The organism is Rhodoferax ferrireducens (assembly GCF_003347515.1).
Lineage (GTDB): Bacteria > Pseudomonadota > Gammaproteobacteria > Burkholderiales > Burkholderiaceae_C > Rhodoferax.
Genome location: NZ_QEII01000297.1, coordinates 161,401 through 178,660, shown reverse-complemented (window position 1 = coordinate 178,660; position 17,260 = coordinate 161,401). Strand labels below are relative to the sequence as shown.

14 protein-coding genes are annotated in these 17,260 nt (G+C 63.4%); 11 read left to right on the top strand and 3 right to left on the bottom strand.

Features of this window, described 5'->3' with window-relative positions:
* The first annotated feature begins 104 nt into the window (after window positions 1–104).
* The 4 genes from C5P05_RS20080 to C5P05_RS20065 are packed head-to-tail and all read left to right on the top strand — an operon-like array spanning window position 105 to window position 5,284.
* Window positions 105–1,130 (top strand): ABC transporter substrate-binding protein, encoded by a 1,026-nt coding sequence (locus tag C5P05_RS20080; RefSeq protein WP_114971608.1) that lies wholly within the window; start codon window positions 105–107, stop codon window positions 1,128–1,130.
* Complete coding sequence (locus C5P05_RS20075) at window positions 1,102–3,375, top strand: ABC transporter permease (protein ID WP_232834589.1); 2,274 nt, start codon at window positions 1,102–1,104, stop codon at window positions 3,373–3,375. The genes C5P05_RS20080 and C5P05_RS20075 overlap by 29 nt, the downstream gene beginning before the upstream one ends.
* Window positions 3,372–4,448, top strand: a complete 1,077-nt coding sequence (locus C5P05_RS20070; protein WP_114971606.1) for an ABC transporter ATP-binding protein — start codon at window positions 3,372–3,374, stop codon at window positions 4,446–4,448. The genes C5P05_RS20075 and C5P05_RS20070 overlap by 4 nt, the downstream gene beginning before the upstream one ends.
* Window positions 4,445–5,284: an inositol monophosphatase family protein gene (locus C5P05_RS20065; protein ID WP_114971605.1), complete on the top strand. Its 840-nt coding sequence runs from the start codon at window positions 4,445–4,447 to the stop codon at window positions 5,282–5,284. The genes C5P05_RS20070 and C5P05_RS20065 overlap by 4 nt, the downstream gene beginning before the upstream one ends.
* 124 nt (window positions 5,285–5,408) lie before the next feature.
* Here C5P05_RS20065 and C5P05_RS20060 read toward each other — a convergent pair whose 3' ends face one another.
* From C5P05_RS20060 to C5P05_RS20050, 3 genes are read right to left on the bottom strand one after another with little or no spacing between them, the layout of a single operon-like run.
* A complete protein-coding gene (locus C5P05_RS20060) occupies window positions 5,409–6,431 on the bottom strand; it encodes a Gfo/Idh/MocA family oxidoreductase (RefSeq protein ID WP_114971604.1) in 1,023 nt (340 codons plus the stop codon).
* A gap of 11 nt (window positions 6,432–6,442) precedes the next feature.
* Window positions 6,443–7,438 carry an inositol 2-dehydrogenase gene (iolG, locus tag C5P05_RS20055; protein ID WP_114971603.1) on the bottom strand — a complete coding sequence of 332 codons (996 nt, stop codon included), beginning with the start codon at window positions 7,436–7,438 and terminating at the stop codon, window positions 6,443–6,445.
* A gap of 21 nt (window positions 7,439–7,459) precedes the next feature.
* Window positions 7,460–8,329: a MurR/RpiR family transcriptional regulator gene (locus C5P05_RS20050; protein ID WP_114971602.1), complete on the bottom strand. Its 870-nt coding sequence runs from the start codon at window positions 8,327–8,329 to the stop codon at window positions 7,460–7,462.
* Window positions 8,330–8,550: 221 nt separating this feature from the next.
* Between C5P05_RS20050 and C5P05_RS20045 the strand changes: the two genes are divergently transcribed.
* The 7 genes from C5P05_RS20045 to iolB all read left to right on the top strand — a co-directional run bounded on the left by C5P05_RS20045 (window position 8,551) and on the right by iolB (window position 17,217).
* Window positions 8,551–9,588, top strand: a complete 1,038-nt coding sequence (locus C5P05_RS20045) for a sugar ABC transporter substrate-binding protein (RefSeq protein WP_114971601.1) — start codon at window positions 8,551–8,553, stop codon at window positions 9,586–9,588.
* Window positions 9,589–9,649: 61 nt separating this feature from the next.
* Complete coding sequence (locus tag C5P05_RS20040) at window positions 9,650–10,807, top strand: ABC transporter permease (RefSeq protein WP_232834588.1); 1,158 nt, start codon at window positions 9,650–9,652, stop codon at window positions 10,805–10,807.
* An 18-nt stretch (window positions 10,808–10,825) separates the two neighbouring features.
* Entirely contained in the window at window positions 10,826–11,611 is a 786-nt protein-coding gene (locus tag C5P05_RS20035) for an ATP-binding cassette domain-containing protein (protein WP_114971599.1), read from the top strand.
* Between the two features lie 7 nt (window positions 11,612–11,618).
* Entirely contained in the window at window positions 11,619–13,562 is a 1,944-nt protein-coding gene (locus C5P05_RS20030) for a bifunctional 5-dehydro-2-deoxygluconokinase/5-dehydro-2-deoxyphosphogluconate aldolase (protein ID WP_114971598.1), read from the top strand.
* 13 nt (window positions 13,563–13,575) lie between these two features.
* Window positions 13,576–15,444, top strand: coding sequence for a 3D-(3,5/4)-trihydroxycyclohexane-1,2-dione acylhydrolase (decyclizing) (gene iolD, locus C5P05_RS20025; protein WP_114971597.1), 1,869 nt, complete (start codon window positions 13,576–13,578; stop codon window positions 15,442–15,444).
* A 50-nt stretch (window positions 15,445–15,494) separates the two neighbouring features.
* Complete coding sequence (gene iolE, locus C5P05_RS20020; RefSeq protein ID WP_114971596.1) at window positions 15,495–16,406, top strand: myo-inosose-2 dehydratase; 912 nt, start codon at window positions 15,495–15,497, stop codon at window positions 16,404–16,406.
* Between the two features lies 1 nt (window position 16,407).
* On the top strand, window positions 16,408–17,217 hold the full coding sequence (gene iolB / locus C5P05_RS20015; RefSeq protein WP_114971595.1) for a 5-deoxy-glucuronate isomerase: 810 nt from the start codon (window positions 16,408–16,410) through the stop codon (window positions 17,215–17,217).
* Window positions 17,218–17,260 lie beyond the last annotated feature (43 nt).

Here is a 17,260-nt window from a genome sequence, read left to right as displayed (position 1 = left end):
CGCTGTCAGGGAAGACCCTAGGTCTTATTCGCGCTGATTTGCTCTACATTGCACACGTGTGCAACGCGTTTGCATCAATCCGTGACTGATCCTGGAGACAAACCATGAAACGCCAATTACCCCGACACCTTGTCTTGTCCTCGCTCTTGCTGCTGCCGCTGGCAGGCCAGGCTGCGGAGCGCTTGAACGTGCTCTGCGCCGCCGACAGCGAGTGGTGCGAGTTGATGCGCAATGCGTTCGTGAAAGAGACCCAGGTTGAGGTCTCCATGGTGCGCAAAAGCTCGGGCGAGATCTTTGCGCAAATCCGCGCCGAGGCCAGCAATCCCAAAACCGACATCTGGTGGGCCGGCACGGGGGACCCGCATCTGCAGGCCGCCGGCGATGGTTTCACCGAGGTTTACAAATCGCCGCAGCTCGACCAGCTGCAACCCTGGGCGCAAAAGCAGGCCGAGAATTCCGGCTACCGCACCGTGGGCATTTATGCCGGGCTGCTGGGCATTGGCTACAACCCCGAAGTGCTCAAGCAGAAAAACGTGCCGGCACCCAAGTGCTGGAAGGACTTGATCAACCCGGCTTACAAGGGCGAAGTGCAAATCGCCAACCCGAATTCATCCGGCACCGCCTACACCACCATCGCCACCCTGGTGCAGTTGCAGGGCGAGAACGAGGCCTTCGCGTTCATGAAGAAGATGAATGACAACGTGAGCCAGTACACCAAGAGCGGATCGGCCCCGGCCAAGGCCCTGGCGCGCGGCGAAACCGCGGTGGGCGTGACGTTTCAGCACGATTTGCTGAAGGAAGCCATCGCCGGTTTCCCTGTGTCTGTGGTTTCGCCCTGCGAGGGCACCGGCTACGAAATTGGTTCCATGAGCATTGTCAAGGGTGCCAAGAACATGGCTGCGGCCAAGCGTTTCTACGAATTCGCGCTGCGTCCGGAAGTGCAGTCGCTGGCCGTCAAAGCCGGCTCCTTCCAGGTGCCCTCGAACAAGACGGCATCGATCCCGCCCCAGGCGCCGCGCCTGGAGAGCGTCAAAACCATCAACTACGACTTTGCCAAATACGGCAGCGACGAGGTGCGCAGGCGCTTGCTGAAACGCTGGGATGACGAAATCTTCTCGTTACCGCGCTGAACAGCCCTCTCCGCCCGACCGGGTGGAGATCACCAACAAGAGAGAGCGGCTTGTGATGAAGTCTTTACGTGGCTGGCTGTTGCTGGCCCTGGTGGCCAGCGTGCTGGCGCCGTGGCACGCGCAGGAGGCGGGGCTGTTTGGCGGTGAATGGCTCGGCGCGGGCTGGCCTGGAACTGATCTGACGGCGGCGGCGCTGTGGCAGGTGCTGGGTTTCCAGCGTTTCAGTCTGCTGCCTCTGGTGCTGTGGCCGGCGCTGGTCGGCTTGCTCAGTCTGGCGCCGCTGCCGCGCCCTGCCAAAGGCGTGGGTTTGACAGCACTGGCGCTGGCGGCACTGCTTTGGCTGGCCTGGCTGGGTTGGGGTCCTTCCGCCGCCGGGCTGCCCGGTCTGGGCTGGGGGGCGCTGCTGTTCACCACCAGCGCCGTGTTTGTACTCAGTACCGGAGCCGCCTGGATGGGCGCCTGCCGGGGGGATGTTTTCGTTTGCGGCGTGATTGCCATGCTGGCGGCGCTGGTGGGCCTGTTTGTGATGTTCCCGGTGTTTCGGGTACTGGCCGGCGCGTTTGAGCAGGACGCGGGCTTCAGCCTGCAGGCGGCCTGGGCCCGCGTGGCCGACGCCCGCGTCTGGTCGCTGGGTTGCGTCAGCGGCGGGCGCCGTTGCGGCGTGGCCTGGAACACGCTGTTTCTCGCGCTGTGCACGGCCACGGGCGCCACTTTGCTAGGACTGAGTTTTGCCCTGGTGGTCACGCGCACCGGATTCCGCTTCAAGCGCATCCTTCGCGCGCTGACGGTCTTGCCCATCATCACGCCGCCGTTTGTGATCGGGCTGGCGTTGATCCTGCTGTTTGGCCGCAGCGGCGTGGTGACGGCCTGGGTGTCCGCCTGGTTCGATGTGCCCGCCGGCCGCGGCCTGTATGGTTTTTACGGCGTGTGGCTGGCGCAACTGTTGTCCTTCACCCCAATTGCCTTCATGGTGCTGATCGGGGTGGTGGAGGGGGTCAATCCCTCGGTGGAAGAAGCCTCGCAAACCCTGGGCGGCACGCGCTGGACCACCTTCTGGCGCATCTCCCTGCCCTTGATGCGTCCCGGCCTGGCCAATGCCTTTCTGGTGGCCTTCATCGAGAGCATGGCCGACTTCGGCAACCCGATGGTGCTGGGGGGCAACTTTGGCGTGCTCTCGACGGAGATCTACTTTGCCATCGTCGGGGCGCAGAACGATGGTGGTCGCGCCGCCGGCCTGGGGCTGATTCTGCTGCTGTTTGCGGTCAGCGCCTTCCTGGCGCAGCGCCACTGGCTGGGCAACAAGTCCTACACCACGGTCACCGGCAAGGCCGACAACGGCCAGCATGTGGGGCTGGACCGGCGCCTGTCGGTCGTGCTCGCCGTGGTGGCCACGCTGTGGACCAGTTTCACCCTGGTACTCTACGGCATGATTTTGGGCGGGGGCTTTGTCAACCAGTGGGGCCGCGACAACAGCTTCACGCTGCGCCACTACAGCAGCGCCTTTGGCGTCGAGACCGGGGAGAGCGGGCTGCGCTGGGTCGGCACCGCTTGGGACTCGCTGTTCACCAGCCTGATGATTGCCGGCATCTCGGCACCGCTGACCGCGGCGCTCGGGCTGCTGGCCGCGTGGCTGCTGGTGCGCCAGCGTTTTGCCGGCAAGTCGGTCTTTGAGTTCGCCACCATGCTGAGCTTCGCGATTCCGGGCACGGTGATCGGCATCAGCTACATCCTGGCGTTCAACGTGCCGCCGATCGAGTTGACCGGCACCGCCGCCATCCTGGTGCTGTGTTTTGTGTTCCGCAACATGCCGGTGGGCCTGCGCGGCGGCATGGCGGCCATGAGCCAGCTCGACCGCAGCCTGGACGAAGCCTCGACCATGCTGGGGGCCAACAGCTTCACCACGGCGCGGCGGGTGATTCTGCCCTTGATGCGCCCGGCCCTGAGTGCGGCACTGGTCTACAGCTTTGTGCGTTCCATCACCTCCATCAGCGCGGTGATTTTCCTGGTCAGCGCCAAATACAACATGGCGACGGCCTACATCGTCGGCCTGGTCGAAAACGGCCAGTACGGCATCGCCATCGCCTACTCCAGCGCCTTGATCATGATCATGCTGGTGATTGTCTTGCTGGCACAAAGCCTGATCGGCAAAAGCCGCCTGCGTCGGGTCGACCGGGTGGATGGGTTAGGGGGCTCAGCCCTGCCTGCGACGCCGGTTTCCGCATTTTCCATAAAGGGTGAATCATGAGTCCTACGACACCGCCGGGCGCGCTGGTCTTTGAGCGCGTCAGCAAACACTACGGCCAGGTGGTGGCCGTCAACGACGTGTCTTTCAGCATCCCCCAAGGCACGCTGGTCACGCTGCTCGGCCCCAGTGGCTGCGGCAAAACCTCCACCTTGCGCCTGATCGCCGGGCTTGAGCATGTGAGCCGGGGGCGCATTCTGATCGCCGGCCAGGACGTGACCCAGCAATCCGCGATTGAGCGCAACGTCAGCATGGTGTTTCAGTCCTATGCGCTGTTTCCGCACATGACGGTGCTGGAGAACGTGGCCTACGGGCTGGAGGTGGGTGGCGCCCGCAAGGCTGATGCCCGAGAGCAGGCCATGGAGGGCCTGCGCTTGGTGGGCTTGAACGACTATGGCCCGCGCCTGCCCAGTGAGCTCTCGGGTGGGCAACAGCAACGCGTGGCGGTGGCCCGCGCCCTGGTGCTCAAACCGCAGGTATTGCTGCTCGACGAACCGCTGTCCAACCTGGACACCAAACTGCGCCGGCGCGTGCGCGAAGAGATCCGCGAGATCCAGCAGCGGCTGCAGCTCACGGCGGTGTATGTCACCCACGACCAGGAAGAGGCGCTCGCCGTGTCCGACCAGATCATCGTCATGAACCAGCAGCGCATTGCGCAGCAAGGCACGCCGCGTGAACTGTTCGACACCCCGGCGGACGAATTTGTGGCCGACTTCATTTGCGATGCCAACCTCGTTACCGGGGAAGTGCTGGGTCTGCCGTCCGCGGGCCGGGCCGACTGCCGGGTTGGCGGCCTGATGTTGCAACTCGTCAACTCGCGCGCCTACCGGGGCGAGATCCGGGTGGCGGTGCGCCCCGATGCGCTGCAGCTCGCGCCCGCCACGGCGATGGACATGCTGGTGGGCCAGGTCCGCCACGCGGCGTTTCTGGGCACCGAAATGCAGTACGCGGTGGAATCCCCGCTGGGGGCCTTGTTTGTGCGCCAGTCCGATGTGCAGCGACCGCTGGCCGTGGGCGCCGATGTCGGCATCCGTTTTGCCGACCATGGCGTCTGCATCGTGGGGGGCCGCGCATGACAACCGATCCCCCAACACGGACCCGTGAAGGCATTGCCGCGCGCTATGCGCTGGCACAAGCCATTGCCCGCCAGGCCGGGCAGCAGGCCCTGGACATGTTCCGTCACCGCGACCAGTTGGTGATCGAGTCCAAGGGCTTGCAGGACATGGTCAGCGCGGCCGACCGCGATACCGAACTCTATATCCGCGAGCAAGTGCTGGCCCGCTTTGCGGATGACGGCTTTCTGGGCGAGGAGGGCGGGCTGGACCGGCCCGACGCCGCCTACCTGTGGGTCATTGACCCGATTGACGGCACCGCCTGTTTTGTCAACGGCATGCACGCCTGGTGCCTGTCCATCGCGGTGATGCACGCGAGGCAGCCTGTCATCGGCGTGGTGTTTGATCCCAACAGCGACGAGATGTTCCACGCCTGCGCGGGCCAGGGCGCTTTTGTCAACCAGCAGCCCATGCGAGCGCACAGCGCGACGCATGTCAGCGACGGCGTGTTGGGCGTGGGTTTCTCGCACCGCGTGCCCGTCAGTGCTTTTGTGCCGTTTCTCGACCGGCTGCTGTCGGACGGCGGCATGTTCATCCGCAACGGCTCCGGCGCCCTGATGCTGTCTTACGTCGCCGCCGGCCGGCTCATTGGTTATTACGAACCGCACATCAATTCATGGGACTGCCTGGCGGCCATCGTGCTGGTGCGCGAAGCCGGCGGCGAGGTGAACGATTTCCTGGCCGACAACGGACTGCACGAGGGCAATCCCATCATCGCCGCTGGGACGCACTTGTATGCCACGCTACTTGAGCTGATTGCTCCCCGCGAGGGGTCGGTTCAGGCCAAAGGTGACTTGTGACTTATTTTTGACAAAAACAGGCGCTAGCCCTCGTCCGTTGTGCGTAGGTAGCTATAAAATAAATAGCATACTTTTGCCGTGCCGTGCCGCGGCGAACGGAGTGACCAGACCCGCCGGGGCCGTTTCAGACCGCCTCGGGCAGGCCGCTGTGCAGTGATCGCGTGATGGCCAGGCCGATGCGGCTGGCTTCCAGCGCGTCCGCGAGTGTCAAGGTCAAGGCTTGTTCGCCCCGGCAGGCGGCGACAAAAGCCGCCATCTCGGCCGCAAAAGCGGTCTCGAAACGCTCGTAAAAATCCTTCACCACGGCGTGGCGCACGCCATGGGCATCGCTGCGCACCACGCGATCGCTGGCGGCGTGTTCGCCGACGCTCAGCTTGCCGGCCGTGCCAATCACTTCGGTGCTGGTCTCGTGTCCGTGCGCCATGGTGCGGGAGGCGTACAGCACCGCCCGCGCCCCGCCTTCAAACTCCACGATGGCCATGCCGTTGTCCACGTCGCCAAACTCGGCCAGCGCCGGATGCAGCGCAATGGTGCCGCTGGCAAAGGCCCGCAAGGCCTTGGGGCGACCCAACATCCAGCGCGCCAGATCGATGTCGTGCACGCTGCAGTCCATGAAGATGCCGCCTGACGTGGAGGCAAAACGCACGAAGAAGCCGTCCGGGTCATTCTGGTCGCAGGTTTGCGAGCGAACCAGGAAGGGGCGCCCGATCTCGCCCGCAGCAACGCTCGCATAGGCATTCAGATAACTGGGGTCAAAGCGCCGTACGAAGCCCACCATCGCAACCTGTGCCGGATGCTGCTCCGCCACGGTCAACACCCGCTCGCAGTCCTCGACATTCAGGGCCAGGGGTTTTTCCACGAACACATGCTTGCCCGCCTTCAGTGCCGCAATCGCCTGGTCGGCGTGCAGCGAGGTCGGCGTGACCAGCACGACGGCATCGAGTTCGGGGTCGGCAATGAACGCGTCGAAGTCCTCGTACAAGCGCGTAACCCCGAGTTGTTCGCCGGCGAATGCACGTTCACTGGCCACCGGGCTGCAGGCGGCGACCAGTTCGCAATGCCGGGTGCGAAACGCCAGCGCCTGCGCGTGGCGTTGGCCCAGCCGGCCCAGGCCGGCGATGCCCACTTTCAAAATTCTGGATGGCATGTTGTGTCCGTTCAAAATTCCACCGCTTGGCCGGACGCCGCGCTGTGCGCGGCGGCGTCAGCCAGCACCTGGGCCCGCACGCCATCCCCGATGGTGGTGCGGCAGGGGCCGCCCGACTGCAGTTGCGCAAAGAAGTGTTCGATCTCCAGACGGTAGGCCTGCGCATAACGCTGCAGGAAGAAGGCTTCCGGGTTGTCAACGCGGGTGCCGAGCGCGTCGGCCTGCGTCACCTCGCTGGGGCGATGGTTGCCGCACTGCAGCATGCCGGTGGCGCCGATCACCTCAAAGCGCTGGTCATACCCATAGGCGGCACGGCGTGTGGTGTTGATCTGGCACAAACGCCCTTTTTTGGTTCTGATAGTGACGGCGGTGCAGTCCATGTCGCCAGCCTGCCCAATGGCCGGATCGGTCAGGCAAGAGCCGGTGGCGCTGAGCCAGGCGGCTTCGTCGCCGTCGCCGCACAAAATCCAGCGAAACACATCGAAGTCATGGATCAGCATGTCCCGGAAAATGCCGCCCGAGTTCTTGATGTAGTCCACGGGCGGCGCGCCGGGATCGCGGCTGGTGATCACCAGCATTTCCGGGTTGCCGATGTCGCCCCGGTCCAGGCGTACCTTGGCCTCGTTGAAGGTCGGATCAAAGCGGCGCTGGAATCCGATCATGCAGGCCACATTGGCGCGGGCCACGGCCTCGGCGCAGGCCTGGGCACGGCTGGCCGACAGATCCACCGGTTTTTCGCAAAATATGTGCTTGCCGGCCTGGGCGGCACGGGTGATGAGCTCGCTGTGGGTCGTGGTCGGGCTGCCGATGACGATGGCGTCGATGCTTGGATCGGCAAAGATGTTGTCGATCGAATCGACGCGGGCGCCGTAGGTTTGCGCGAGCTCCGTACAGGACGAGGCGACCGGGTCGCTGACGGCCACGAGCTCGATGCCGGCCAAGGCACAGAGGTTGGCGGCGTGGATGCGGCCGATGCGACCGGCGCCAAACAGGGCTACTTTTTTCATGGAGGAGGCTTTCAGGAGAGATCAGAGCGCTTGGGCGCGGGTGGGTTGGTAATCGAGTTCAAGACGGTAGGCCAGGGCCATGAACAGGCTTTGCGCGACCGCCATGGAATTGGTCAGGGCGCGAAAGCCGAAGACACTGGTTTCCTGCACCAGCAGCGAACAGGTGGCCAGGCGCGCCAGGGGGCTCAGACGACTGTCCGTGATGGCGATGATGCGGGCACCGCGTTCGTGGGCTTGCTGCACGATGCTCTGCGTCTCTTCCGCATACGGCGCAAAGGAAATGGCGATCATCACATCGCCCTGCTGCATGCCGCGCAACTGGCCGTCCTGCATGCTGCCCATGGAGGTGATGTGTTGCACCCGCTTGTCGGTGTGCTGCAAGGCATAGGCGAGGTAGGTGGAGACCGCGAAAGAGCGCCGCGACGCCATCAGCCAGACGGTCTCGGCGCCGGCCAGCAACTTCACCGACTCTTCAAAGGCCGGCTCCTGCAGCGAGCGCTGCAGCTCTTCCATGCCGGCGATACCGCCGCCGATCAGGGCGTGCGCGATCTCGGCACTGCTCAGATCCCGCGCACCGGACTCGATCGCCTGGCGGATGCGGGACTGGTAGTTGCGGCTGGGCGAAATCTGCTGGGCCAAGCCGTCGCGAAACAGCTTTTGCATTGCCGTGAATCCACTGTAGCCAAAATGTTTGGCAAAACGAATCACGGCCGAGGGCTGCACATCGCAGTACTGCGCCACCTCCTGGATGGACTGAATGCCCAGCTGGGAGCGGTGTTGCTCCACATGGCGGGCGATGGCCTTGAGCTGTCGGCTCAGCCCCTCGAAATCACGCGCGATGGCTTTGATCAGTGCTTCTTCGGTGACGGGAGGGCGGGACTCAGAGGTCATAGGGGTCGTTTCATTTCGGGGGAAGTCGGATTTCGAAAGAATTATCTAACAAGTTAGAAAAAAAGAAAACTTGTTATAGGGTTTGTCCTAATCAGAAATATATTTCTATTTTTAAGAAAGCTCAGTAAAATTTTTCGTAGATCGCGGCGCCTCCGCGTCCGTTGCCCGGTAGCCCTGAGCTTTCGGCAACTTCGGCCCTTCATTTCTTTGCAGGAGACAACATGAAAACATTCAAGTATTCCCGTCAGGCCTTCCTCAAGACTCTGCTCGTCAGTGCCTTGGTGGTCACTGGCAGCCTGGCGGCCGCCCAAAGCAAGTTCGCCCTGATCAGCCATGCACCGGACTCCGACTCGTGGTGGAACACCATCAAGAATTCTGTCAAACAGGCCGGCGAGGACTATGGTGTGCGCGTGGATTACCGCAATCCGCCCAATGGTGACCTAGCCGACATGGCCCGCCTGATTGAGCAAGCCGCGGCCCAGGGTTATGACGGCGTCATTGTCACGATTGCCGATTTCAACGTGCTGCAGGGCGCCATCAAGAAGCTCACTGACAAGAAGATCCCGGTGATCACCATCAACTCGGGCACCCCGGAGCAAAGCGAAAAGCTGGGCGCCGTCATGCATGTCGGCCAACCCGAATATGCGGCCGGCAAGGGCGCTGGCGAGCGCGCCAAGGCCGACGGCATCAAGAGCTTTTTGTGCGTCAACCACTACGCCACCAACCCCGCTTCCTTCGAGCGCTGCCGTGGCTTTGCCGAGGCCATTGGCGCGGATTTCAAGAAAAGCACGATTGACTCGGGCGACGATCCGACCGGCATCGAAGCCAAGGTTTCTGCCTACCTGCGCCAGAACCCCGGAACCCAGGCCGTGCTGACACTGGGCCCAACCTCGGCTCACCCGACGCTGAAGGCGCTGGAAAAAGGCGGACAGAAAGGCAAGCTGTGGATGGCCACCTTCGACCTGTCCGATGAAATCTCCAAGGGCATCAAGGACGGCTCGGTGAAGTTTGCCATCGACCAGCAGCCCTACCTGCAGGGCTACATTCCGGTCGCCGTGCTGGCCACCATGAAGGCCACCAACAGCACGGACCTCACCAAGGTCGCCGCCGCGGTCAAGGCCAACAGCAAGAGCACGGCCCGATTCAATGAATATGGATTGGTCCCCGCCTACGGTGCGCGCCATATCGGCTCCGGCCCGGGCTTTGTGACCAAGGACAACATCGCCAAGGTCGAAAAGTACGCCGGTCAATATCGTTAATTTTTTTAGCTGCAGGCAGGCTGATTCGTCTGCCTTACCTGCAAGCAAGGTCTGACCCTCAATGATTGCTACTTCTATGAACCAACATGCCATGAAGCCCGCGTCCACCGTATTGGATGATGACCGGGTCAGGGAGGTCAGCCTTGCTCGCCGGCTGATGTCTCGCCCTGAATTTGGCGCCCTCGCCGGCGCCGTGCTGGTGTTTATGATTTTTGGCCTGAGCGCCGGCGGCTCGGGCATGTTCAGCGCCGAAGGCATCGTCAACTGGAGCACGGTGGCCGCCTACCTGGGCGTGTTGGCGGTTGGTGCCGCGCTGCTGATGATTGCCGGCGAATTCGATCTCTCGGTGGGCTCCATGATTGGCTTCGGCGGCATGCTGCTGGCCATCCCCGCCCTCTACTGGGGCTGGCCGATCTGGCTGTCCGCCCTGTTTGCCTTTGGGGTGGCCCTGTCGCTGGGCTGGCTCAATGGCTGGCTGGTGGTGCGCACCGGGCTGCCATCCTTCATCGTGACGCTGGCCTTCTTCTTCATCCTGCGCGGGCTTTCGCTCGCCGTCTCGGTGATCTTCACCGGCAAGACCATTCTGAGCACCAACGGCGATCTGGTGCTGCGTGACATGATTGCCAACGATCCGCTGGTGTCCTTGCTGTTTCACGGCTATACATTGACCTGGCTGTTTGACGCGCTGGCCCATGCGGGACTGCTCGCCGCCCGCGACGATGGCACGGCGCTGGCGATTGGTCTGCCCAAAGTCGTGTTGTGGTGGCTGGCGCTGACGGGCGTGGGCGCTTTTGTGCTGTCCCGCACGCGCGTTGGCAACTGGATTCAAGCAGTGGGCGGTGACGCCAACGCGGCCAAAAACGTGGGCATTCCGGTGGCCCGTGTCAAGATTGGCCTGTTCATGTTGATGGCTTTTTGCTCTACTGTTTTCGCAATTCTGCAAGTGGCGGATGCCGGCTCCGCGGCCGCCGACCGCGGCCTGCAAAAAGAGTTCGAGGCCATCATTGCAGCGGTCATCGGCGGCTGCCTGCTCACCGGCGGTTATGGCTCGGTGGTCGGGGCCGCCTTTGGCGCGCTGATTTTCGGCATGGTGCAAATCGGCATCGGCTACACCAGCATCGACAACAACTGGTACCGCGTTTTCCTCGGCCTGATGCTCCTGATTGCGGTGATTTTCAACAACTACGTTCGCAAGCGCTTTGCCTTGGGCAAGCGCTGACACGCACAGAGAAACAGCATGAGTGACTACATTCTTCAACTCGAAGACATCAGCAAGTACTTTGGCTCTGTGATCGCCCTCAGCGGCGTGACGCTGCGCCTGCGCCGTGGTGAAGTGCATTGCCTGCTGGGCGACAACGGGGCCGGCAAATCCACCCTCATCAAAACGCTGGCCGGCGTCCACGCGCCGGATAAGGGCACTTACCTGTTCGAGGATCAGCCGGTGCGTTTTGGCTCGCCGCGCGAGGCACTGGACTTGGGCATTGCGACCGTCTACCAGGACTTGGCATTGGTGCCGCTGATGAGTGTGGCGCGCAACTTCTTCATGGGCCGGGAGCCGACCCGGAAAATCTTCGGCCTGTTGCCGGTCATGGACCACGAACTGGCGGCCCGGACGGCGAGCGAAAAACTGCGTGAAATGGGCATCCGGATTCGGGACGCCGACCAGATGATAGGCACCATGTCCGGCGGCGAGCGGCAATGCCTGGCGATTGCGCGCGCCATTCATTTCGGGGCCAAGGTGCTGATTCTGGACGAGCCCACGGCGGCGCTCGGGGTCAAGCAGTCGGTCAACGTGCTCAAGCTGATTTCCAAAGCGCGCCTGCGCGGCATTTCCGTCATTTTCATCACCCACAATGTGAACCATGCTTACCCGATTGGCGACAGTTTCACGCTGCTCAATCGCGGCAAGTCCCTGGGCACTTACCTGAAGCAGGATGTCAGCAAGGACGAGGTGCTGGACATGATGGCGGGCGGCGAAGAAATGCAAAAACTCATGGCCGAACTCGATGGCGTGACGATTTGAGGCCATGATGACAACACTGAAATTCCCCCTCCACCGAACCGTCGACTTGGCCTGTCTCGGGCGTCTGGCGGTTGATCTCTATGCCCAGCAGTTCGGCAGCCGGCTGGAAGATGCGCGCAGCCTGGCCATGTACCTGGGCGGCAGTTCTGCCAACCTCGCTTTCGGCGTCGCGCGCCTGGGCCTCAAGAGCGCCATGATCTCGCGCGTTGGCAATGAGCAGATGGGGCGTTTTCTCACCGAGACGCTGCAACAGACCGGTTGCGACATCAGTCAGGTGCAGGTCGATCCGCAGCGTTTGACCGCGTTGGTGTTGCTGGGCTTGAAGGACCGTGACACATTCCCCTTGCTGTTCGTGCGCGAAAACTGCGCCGACATGGCGGTGGCGGCGGACCAGATTGATGAGCAATTCATCGCCCAATGCCGCGCATTGGCCATCACCGGAACACACTTGTCCACACCGGGCACGCGCCGCGCCTCGCAGGCGGCACTGGCGTATGCAAAGCGCCACAGCGTGGTACGCGTGCTGGACATCGACTATCGCCCCGTGCTGTGGGGGCTGACCGCACGCGGCGCCGGTGAGAACCGCTACGTGGCCGATGCCAAGGTAACGCGGGAGCTGCAGGACATGCTCCCCGAGTTCGACCTGCTGGTGGGCACCGAAGAAGAGTTTTTCATCGCCGGTGGGGTGGCCGGTGACCTGATGGCCAGCCTGCGCGCGGTGCGCGCGCTCAGCGCGGCAACCCTGGTGGTCAAACGCGGCGCCTCGGGCTGCAGCGTGATCGAGGGTGCCATACCGGTCGCCATCGATGACGCGCCCACCTACCCAGGCGAGCGGGTCGAGGTGCTCAATGTATTGGGTGCGGGCGATGCCTTTCTGTCCGGCCTGATGGCCAGCCTGCTGCAGGGCAAGGACTGGCGGGAATCCACCCGGGTGGCCAATGCCTGCGGCGCCATCGTCGTGTCGCGCCACGCCTGTTCGGCCGCCATGCCGACACCGGCCGAACTCGATCACTGGTTCGGTGGCAGCCGCAACCCCAAGGTCGACGCCGACCAGCAACTGGCGCATCTGCACCGCGTGACCGTGGCGCGGCCCGACTGGCGCGAGCTGTGCGTGATGGCTTTTGACCACCGCAGCCAGTTTTTTGACCTGACCCGCGAAGCGGGGGCAGAGGAGTCTCGCATTCCGGCACTCAAGAAGCTGCTGGTCCAGACCGCCGAACAGGTCGAGCGCAGCCACCAGCTGCAGGGGCACACTGGTGTGTTGATCGACGGCGGTGACTATGGCGCCCACGCGCTGGCGAGTGCCACCGGGCGCGGCTGGTGGGTGGGGCGGCCGGTCGAACTGCCCGGCTCGCGGCCCTTGCGCTTTGACGGCACGCGTTCCATCGGCAGTGCCCTGATTCACTGGCCCACCGAGCAGGTGGTGAAGTGCTTGGTGCACTACCACCCGGACGACCCGTTTGAGCTGCGCCTGGAGCAGGAGCAAAAGGTACTGGAGCTGTGGGAAGCCACGCGTGAAAGCGGCAACGAGTTGCTGCTGGAAATCATCTGCCCGCCGGCCATGACGCCGGCCGGCACCGAAGACGCCGCCGTGCTGCGCGCCGTCAAGCGCTTCTACAACCTGGGTGTCAAGCCGGAGTGGTGGAAGCTTGCCCCCATGCAAGCGCAGGGCTGGTCGGCCCTGGCGGCACTGGTGGTCGAGCGCGACCCGCATTGCCGGGGCGCGGTCATCCTGGGCCTGAACCAGCCCTTGCAAGTGCTGGCCGACAGCTTTACCGTGGCCACCAACCCCATCGTCAAGGGCTTCATGGTGGGACGTACTTTGTGGGCCGCTGCATCGCTGCGCTGGCTGCGCAAGGAGATCGACGATGCTGCCTTTGTGACCGAGGTTGCACAGAACTTTGCCTATCTTGTGGATGCCTGGCGCAGCCGGCACCAGCATTCATCCTGAAACGACCCAGCGTATGACCACCCTCCGACTCACCATGACCCAGGCGCTGGTGCGCCACCTGGCCGCCCTGCGTGTAGAAATGAACGACGGCAGCATCCAGCCTTATTGCGGGGGCGTGTTCTCGATCTTTGGCCACGGCAATGTGGCCGGCCTGGGCGAGGCGCTCTGGGCCAGTCGCGGCGCGCTGCCCACTTACCGCGCGCACAACGAGCAGGCCATGGCACACGCCGCGATTGCCTACAGCAAGGCGCAGTTCCGCCAGCGCATCATGGCCGTGACCACCAGCATAGGACCCGGCGCCACCAACCTGGTGACGGCCGCCGCACTGGCCCATGTCAACCGCCTGCCGGTGTTGCTGTTGCCGGGCGATACCTTTACCGCGCGCGCGCCCGACCCGGTGCTGCAACAGATTGAAGACTTCGCGCAGGGCGACCTCAGTGCCAATGACGCGTTCAGGCCCGTGACGCGTTATTTCGACCGCATCACCGCGCCGCAGCAAATCCTCAGCGCCTTGCCACGGGCGATTCAGGTGATGACCGACCCCGCCACCTGTGGCCCGGTGTGTCTGGCCTTGCCGCAGGACGTGCAGACCCAGGCCTTCGATTGCCCGGAAAATTTCTTGCAACCCGAGCTGATCCGCTTTCGCCGTCCCCCGGCCGATGCCTTTGAACTGGAACGTGCAGTGGCCCTGCTGCGCAGTGCCCGGCAACCGCTGATCGTGGCCGGTGGCGGTGTGCTTTACAGCCAGGCCTGGGGTGCCTTGCGTGCATTTGCTGAAACCCATGGCGTGCCGGTTGTCGAGTCGCAAGCCGGCAAGAGCAGCTTGCCGTGGGACCACCCGCTCAACCTTGGCGCGGTGGGCGTGACTGGCTCACCAGCCGCCAATGCGCTGGCGCTTGAGGCCGATGTGGTGCTGGCGATTGGTACCCGTTTGCAGGACTTCACCACCGGCTCGCACAGCTTGTTTGCCAAGGCGAAAATCTTGAGCCTCAACGTCCACAGCGTGGATGCCGCCAAGTGGCACGGCACCTCGCTGGTGGCCGATGCGCGCGTTGGCTTAGGCCAGCTCAGCGCCGCCGTCGCCGACTGGCAGGCCGACCCGGCCTGGTCGGCGCGCGCTACAACGCAAGCGGCGCAGTGGCGGGCACGCGTCACCGAACTCACCACCGCGGTCCCGACGGATGTGTTGCCCTACGACGCCGAAGTGATCGGCGCGGTGCGCGATTCGCTCAATGACGCAGGCGGCGACAGCGGTAGCCAAGATGTGGTGGTGTGCGCCGCAGGCACCTTGCCGGCCGAACTGCACAAACTCTGGCGCGCTTCTCTGCCGGGAAACTACCACATGGAGTATGGCTACTCGTGCATGGGCTACGAGATCGCCGGCGGCCTGGGCGTCAAGCTGGCGCGACCCGGGCAGGAAGTTATCGTCATGGTGGGCGATGGCTCCTACATGATGATGAACTCCGAGATCGCCACCTCGGTCATGCTGGGCAAGAAGCTCATCATCGTGGTGCTGGACAACCGCGGTTATGGTTGCATTGAACGCCTGCAGCAGGCCAGCGGCAGTCCGCACTTCAACAACATGCTCGACGACTGCGTGCCCGAAGGCGGCAATCTCTCCACCATTGATTTCGCCATGCATGCCCGCAGCATGGGCGCGGATGCCGTGCATGTGACAGACGTGGCTGAGCTCAAGGTCGCCATGGCCGGCGCCCGGGCCGCCACCGGCACGCAGGTGCTGGTGATCGATACCACGCATGCCCGAACCACCGATGACGGCGGATGCTGGTGGGAGGTGGCGATCCCTGAAGTCTCCGAGCGCGCGGAAGTGAACGCCGCGCACGCACGCTACCTCGTCGCCAAGCAGGAACAGCGTCTTTAGCGCCTGTGTCTCATCTATCCCTTGAACCTGTCCAAGAAAGAAAATCTGTCATGACCTGGAACGTACGCATCGGCATCAACCCCCTGTCGTGGATGAACGACGACCTGCCCTCGCTGGGCGGTGAAACCCTGCTGGAAACGGCACTTGCCGAAGGCCGGCAAATTGGCTATGAAGGCTTTGAGCTGGGTAACAAATTCCCCAAGGATGGTCCCGGCCTGAAAGCCAAGCTGGATGAGTTTGGTCTGGCCTGCGTGTCGGGCTGGTATTCCGGCTTTCTGGGGAATGACACGGTTCAGGCCGAGATCGAGCGCTGCCAGGCGCACATGAGCAAGCTGCAATACAACGGCGTCACGGTGGTGGTGTATGGCGAATGCGCCGACACCATTCAGGGTCAGATCGATACGCCCGTTTCCAGGCGCCCGCGCTTTGCCAGCGAGGCCTTGTGGCAAGCCTACGCCGAGCGTCTCAACGCATTTGGCGAGCACCTCATCAAAACCTATGGCATCCGGCTCGCCTACCACCACCACATGGGCGCCTACGTGGAGTCGCCCGCTGACGTGGACAAGCTCATGGACCTGACCGATCCGGCTAAAGTGTTCCTGCTGTTTGACACCGGGCACGCCTACTTTGGCGGTGCTGTCAATCCGGTCGAGTTGCTGCAGAAACACGTCAAGCGCGTGGTCCATGTGCACTGCAAGGACGTGCGTGCCAAGGTCATTGCGCAGGCGCGCAACGACGGCTGGAGTTTTTTGAACGGTGTGATCAACGGCACCTTCACGGTGCCGGGCGATGGCGCACTGGACTACGCCTCCGTGTTGTCTACGCTGAAAAATGCCGGCTATGAAGGCTGGCTGGTGGTCGAGGCCGAGCAAGATCCGGCCGTGGCCCCGAGTTACGAGTATGCCAAGAAGGGTTATGACACCTTGCGCGGCATCGTTGACCGCTTGAGCCAAGGAGCCTGAAATGGTCAGCCCCCTGCTTGCCAAGGCCGCGCCCAGCGGGCGTGAGATCGTCAATATCACACCCGAGCGTGCGGGCTGGACCCATGTGGGATTTCGCGCCCTGCGTTTGGCGGCGGGCGAAACCGAGAGCCTGCAAACCGGGAGCCGCGAGTTGTGCCTGGTGGTGCTCACCGGCACCGTCGAAGTGACGGTGGACGGTCAGGCGTTTCCCCATCTGGGCATCCGCAACAGCGTGTTCGAAGAAGTGTCGCCGGCCGCCGTGTATGTGCCCGTCGGAAAAACGGTGATGGTGCGCGCCGAGCGGGATGCCGAGCTGGCGTTGTGCAGTGCGCCCGGCGGTGCCGAGGCACGCCAGGTGCGTGTACTCGACCCCGCCAGCATGCGCCGCAGCGTGCGCGGCCAAGGTACCAACACCCGCTACGTATGCGACATCCTGCCGCATGACGACCCCAGTGCCGCCCACCTGCTGGTGGTCGAAGTCATGACGCCGGCCAGCCACTCGTCCAGCTACCCGCCGCACAAGCATGATGTCGAACAACCACCGCTGGAAACCCAGCTGGAAGAAACCTATTACCACCGTCTCAACCCGCCGCAGGGTTTTGCGTTTCAGCGGGTGTACACGGATGACCGCAGCCTGGACGAGGCCTGTGCGGTGGAGAACCACGACGTGGTGATGGTGCCGCGCGGCTACCACCCGGTGGTCGCACCCCATGGCTACGACCTGTATTACCTCAACGTGATGGCCGGGCCGAACCGTTTCTGGGTCTTCAAGAACGACCCGGCGCATGAATGGATGCTAAAGGCGGGGTGAGTGCGGGTTTATGTAAGAAATCAGCCTGTAGCCCATTTTCTGC

Excerpts from the sequence above, each read along its gene's own strand:
- C5P05_RS20075 (WP_232834589.1), top strand. The coding sequence starts at position 1,102 with ATGACGAAATCTTCTCGTTACCGCGCTGAACAGCCCTCTCCGCCCGAC.
- C5P05_RS20080 (WP_114971608.1), top strand. The coding sequence starts at position 105 with ATGAAACGCCAATTACCCCGACACCTTGTCTTGTCCTCGCTCTTGCTG.
- C5P05_RS20045 (WP_114971601.1), top strand. The coding sequence starts at position 8,551 with ATGAAAACATTCAAGTATTCCCGTCAGGCCTTCCTCAAGACTCTGCTC.
- C5P05_RS20035 (WP_114971599.1), top strand. The coding sequence starts at position 10,826 with ATGAGTGACTACATTCTTCAACTCGAAGACATCAGCAAGTACTTTGGC.
- iolB (WP_114971595.1), top strand. The coding sequence starts at position 16,408 with ATGGTCAGCCCCCTGCTTGCCAAGGCCGCGCCCAGCGGGCGTGAGATC.
- iolE (WP_114971596.1), top strand. The coding sequence starts at position 15,495 with ATGACCTGGAACGTACGCATCGGCATCAACCCCCTGTCGTGGATGAAC.
- iolD (WP_114971597.1), top strand. The coding sequence starts at position 13,576 with ATGACCACCCTCCGACTCACCATGACCCAGGCGCTGGTGCGCCACCTG.
- C5P05_RS20065 (WP_114971605.1), top strand. The coding sequence starts at position 4,445 with ATGACAACCGATCCCCCAACACGGACCCGTGAAGGCATTGCCGCGCGC.
- C5P05_RS20040 (WP_232834588.1), top strand. The coding sequence starts at position 9,650 with ATGATTGCTACTTCTATGAACCAACATGCCATGAAGCCCGCGTCCACC.
- iolG (WP_114971603.1), bottom strand. The coding sequence starts at position 7,438 with ATGAAAAAAGTAGCCCTGTTTGGCGCCGGTCGCATCGGCCGCATCCAC.
- C5P05_RS20030 (WP_114971598.1), top strand. The coding sequence starts at position 11,619 with ATGACAACACTGAAATTCCCCCTCCACCGAACCGTCGACTTGGCCTGT.
- C5P05_RS20070 (WP_114971606.1), top strand. The coding sequence starts at position 3,372 with ATGAGTCCTACGACACCGCCGGGCGCGCTGGTCTTTGAGCGCGTCAGC.
- C5P05_RS20060 (WP_114971604.1), bottom strand. The coding sequence starts at position 6,431 with ATGCCATCCAGAATTTTGAAAGTGGGCATCGCCGGCCTGGGCCGGCTG.
- C5P05_RS20050 (WP_114971602.1), bottom strand. The coding sequence starts at position 8,329 with ATGACCTCTGAGTCCCGCCCTCCCGTCACCGAAGAAGCACTGATCAAA.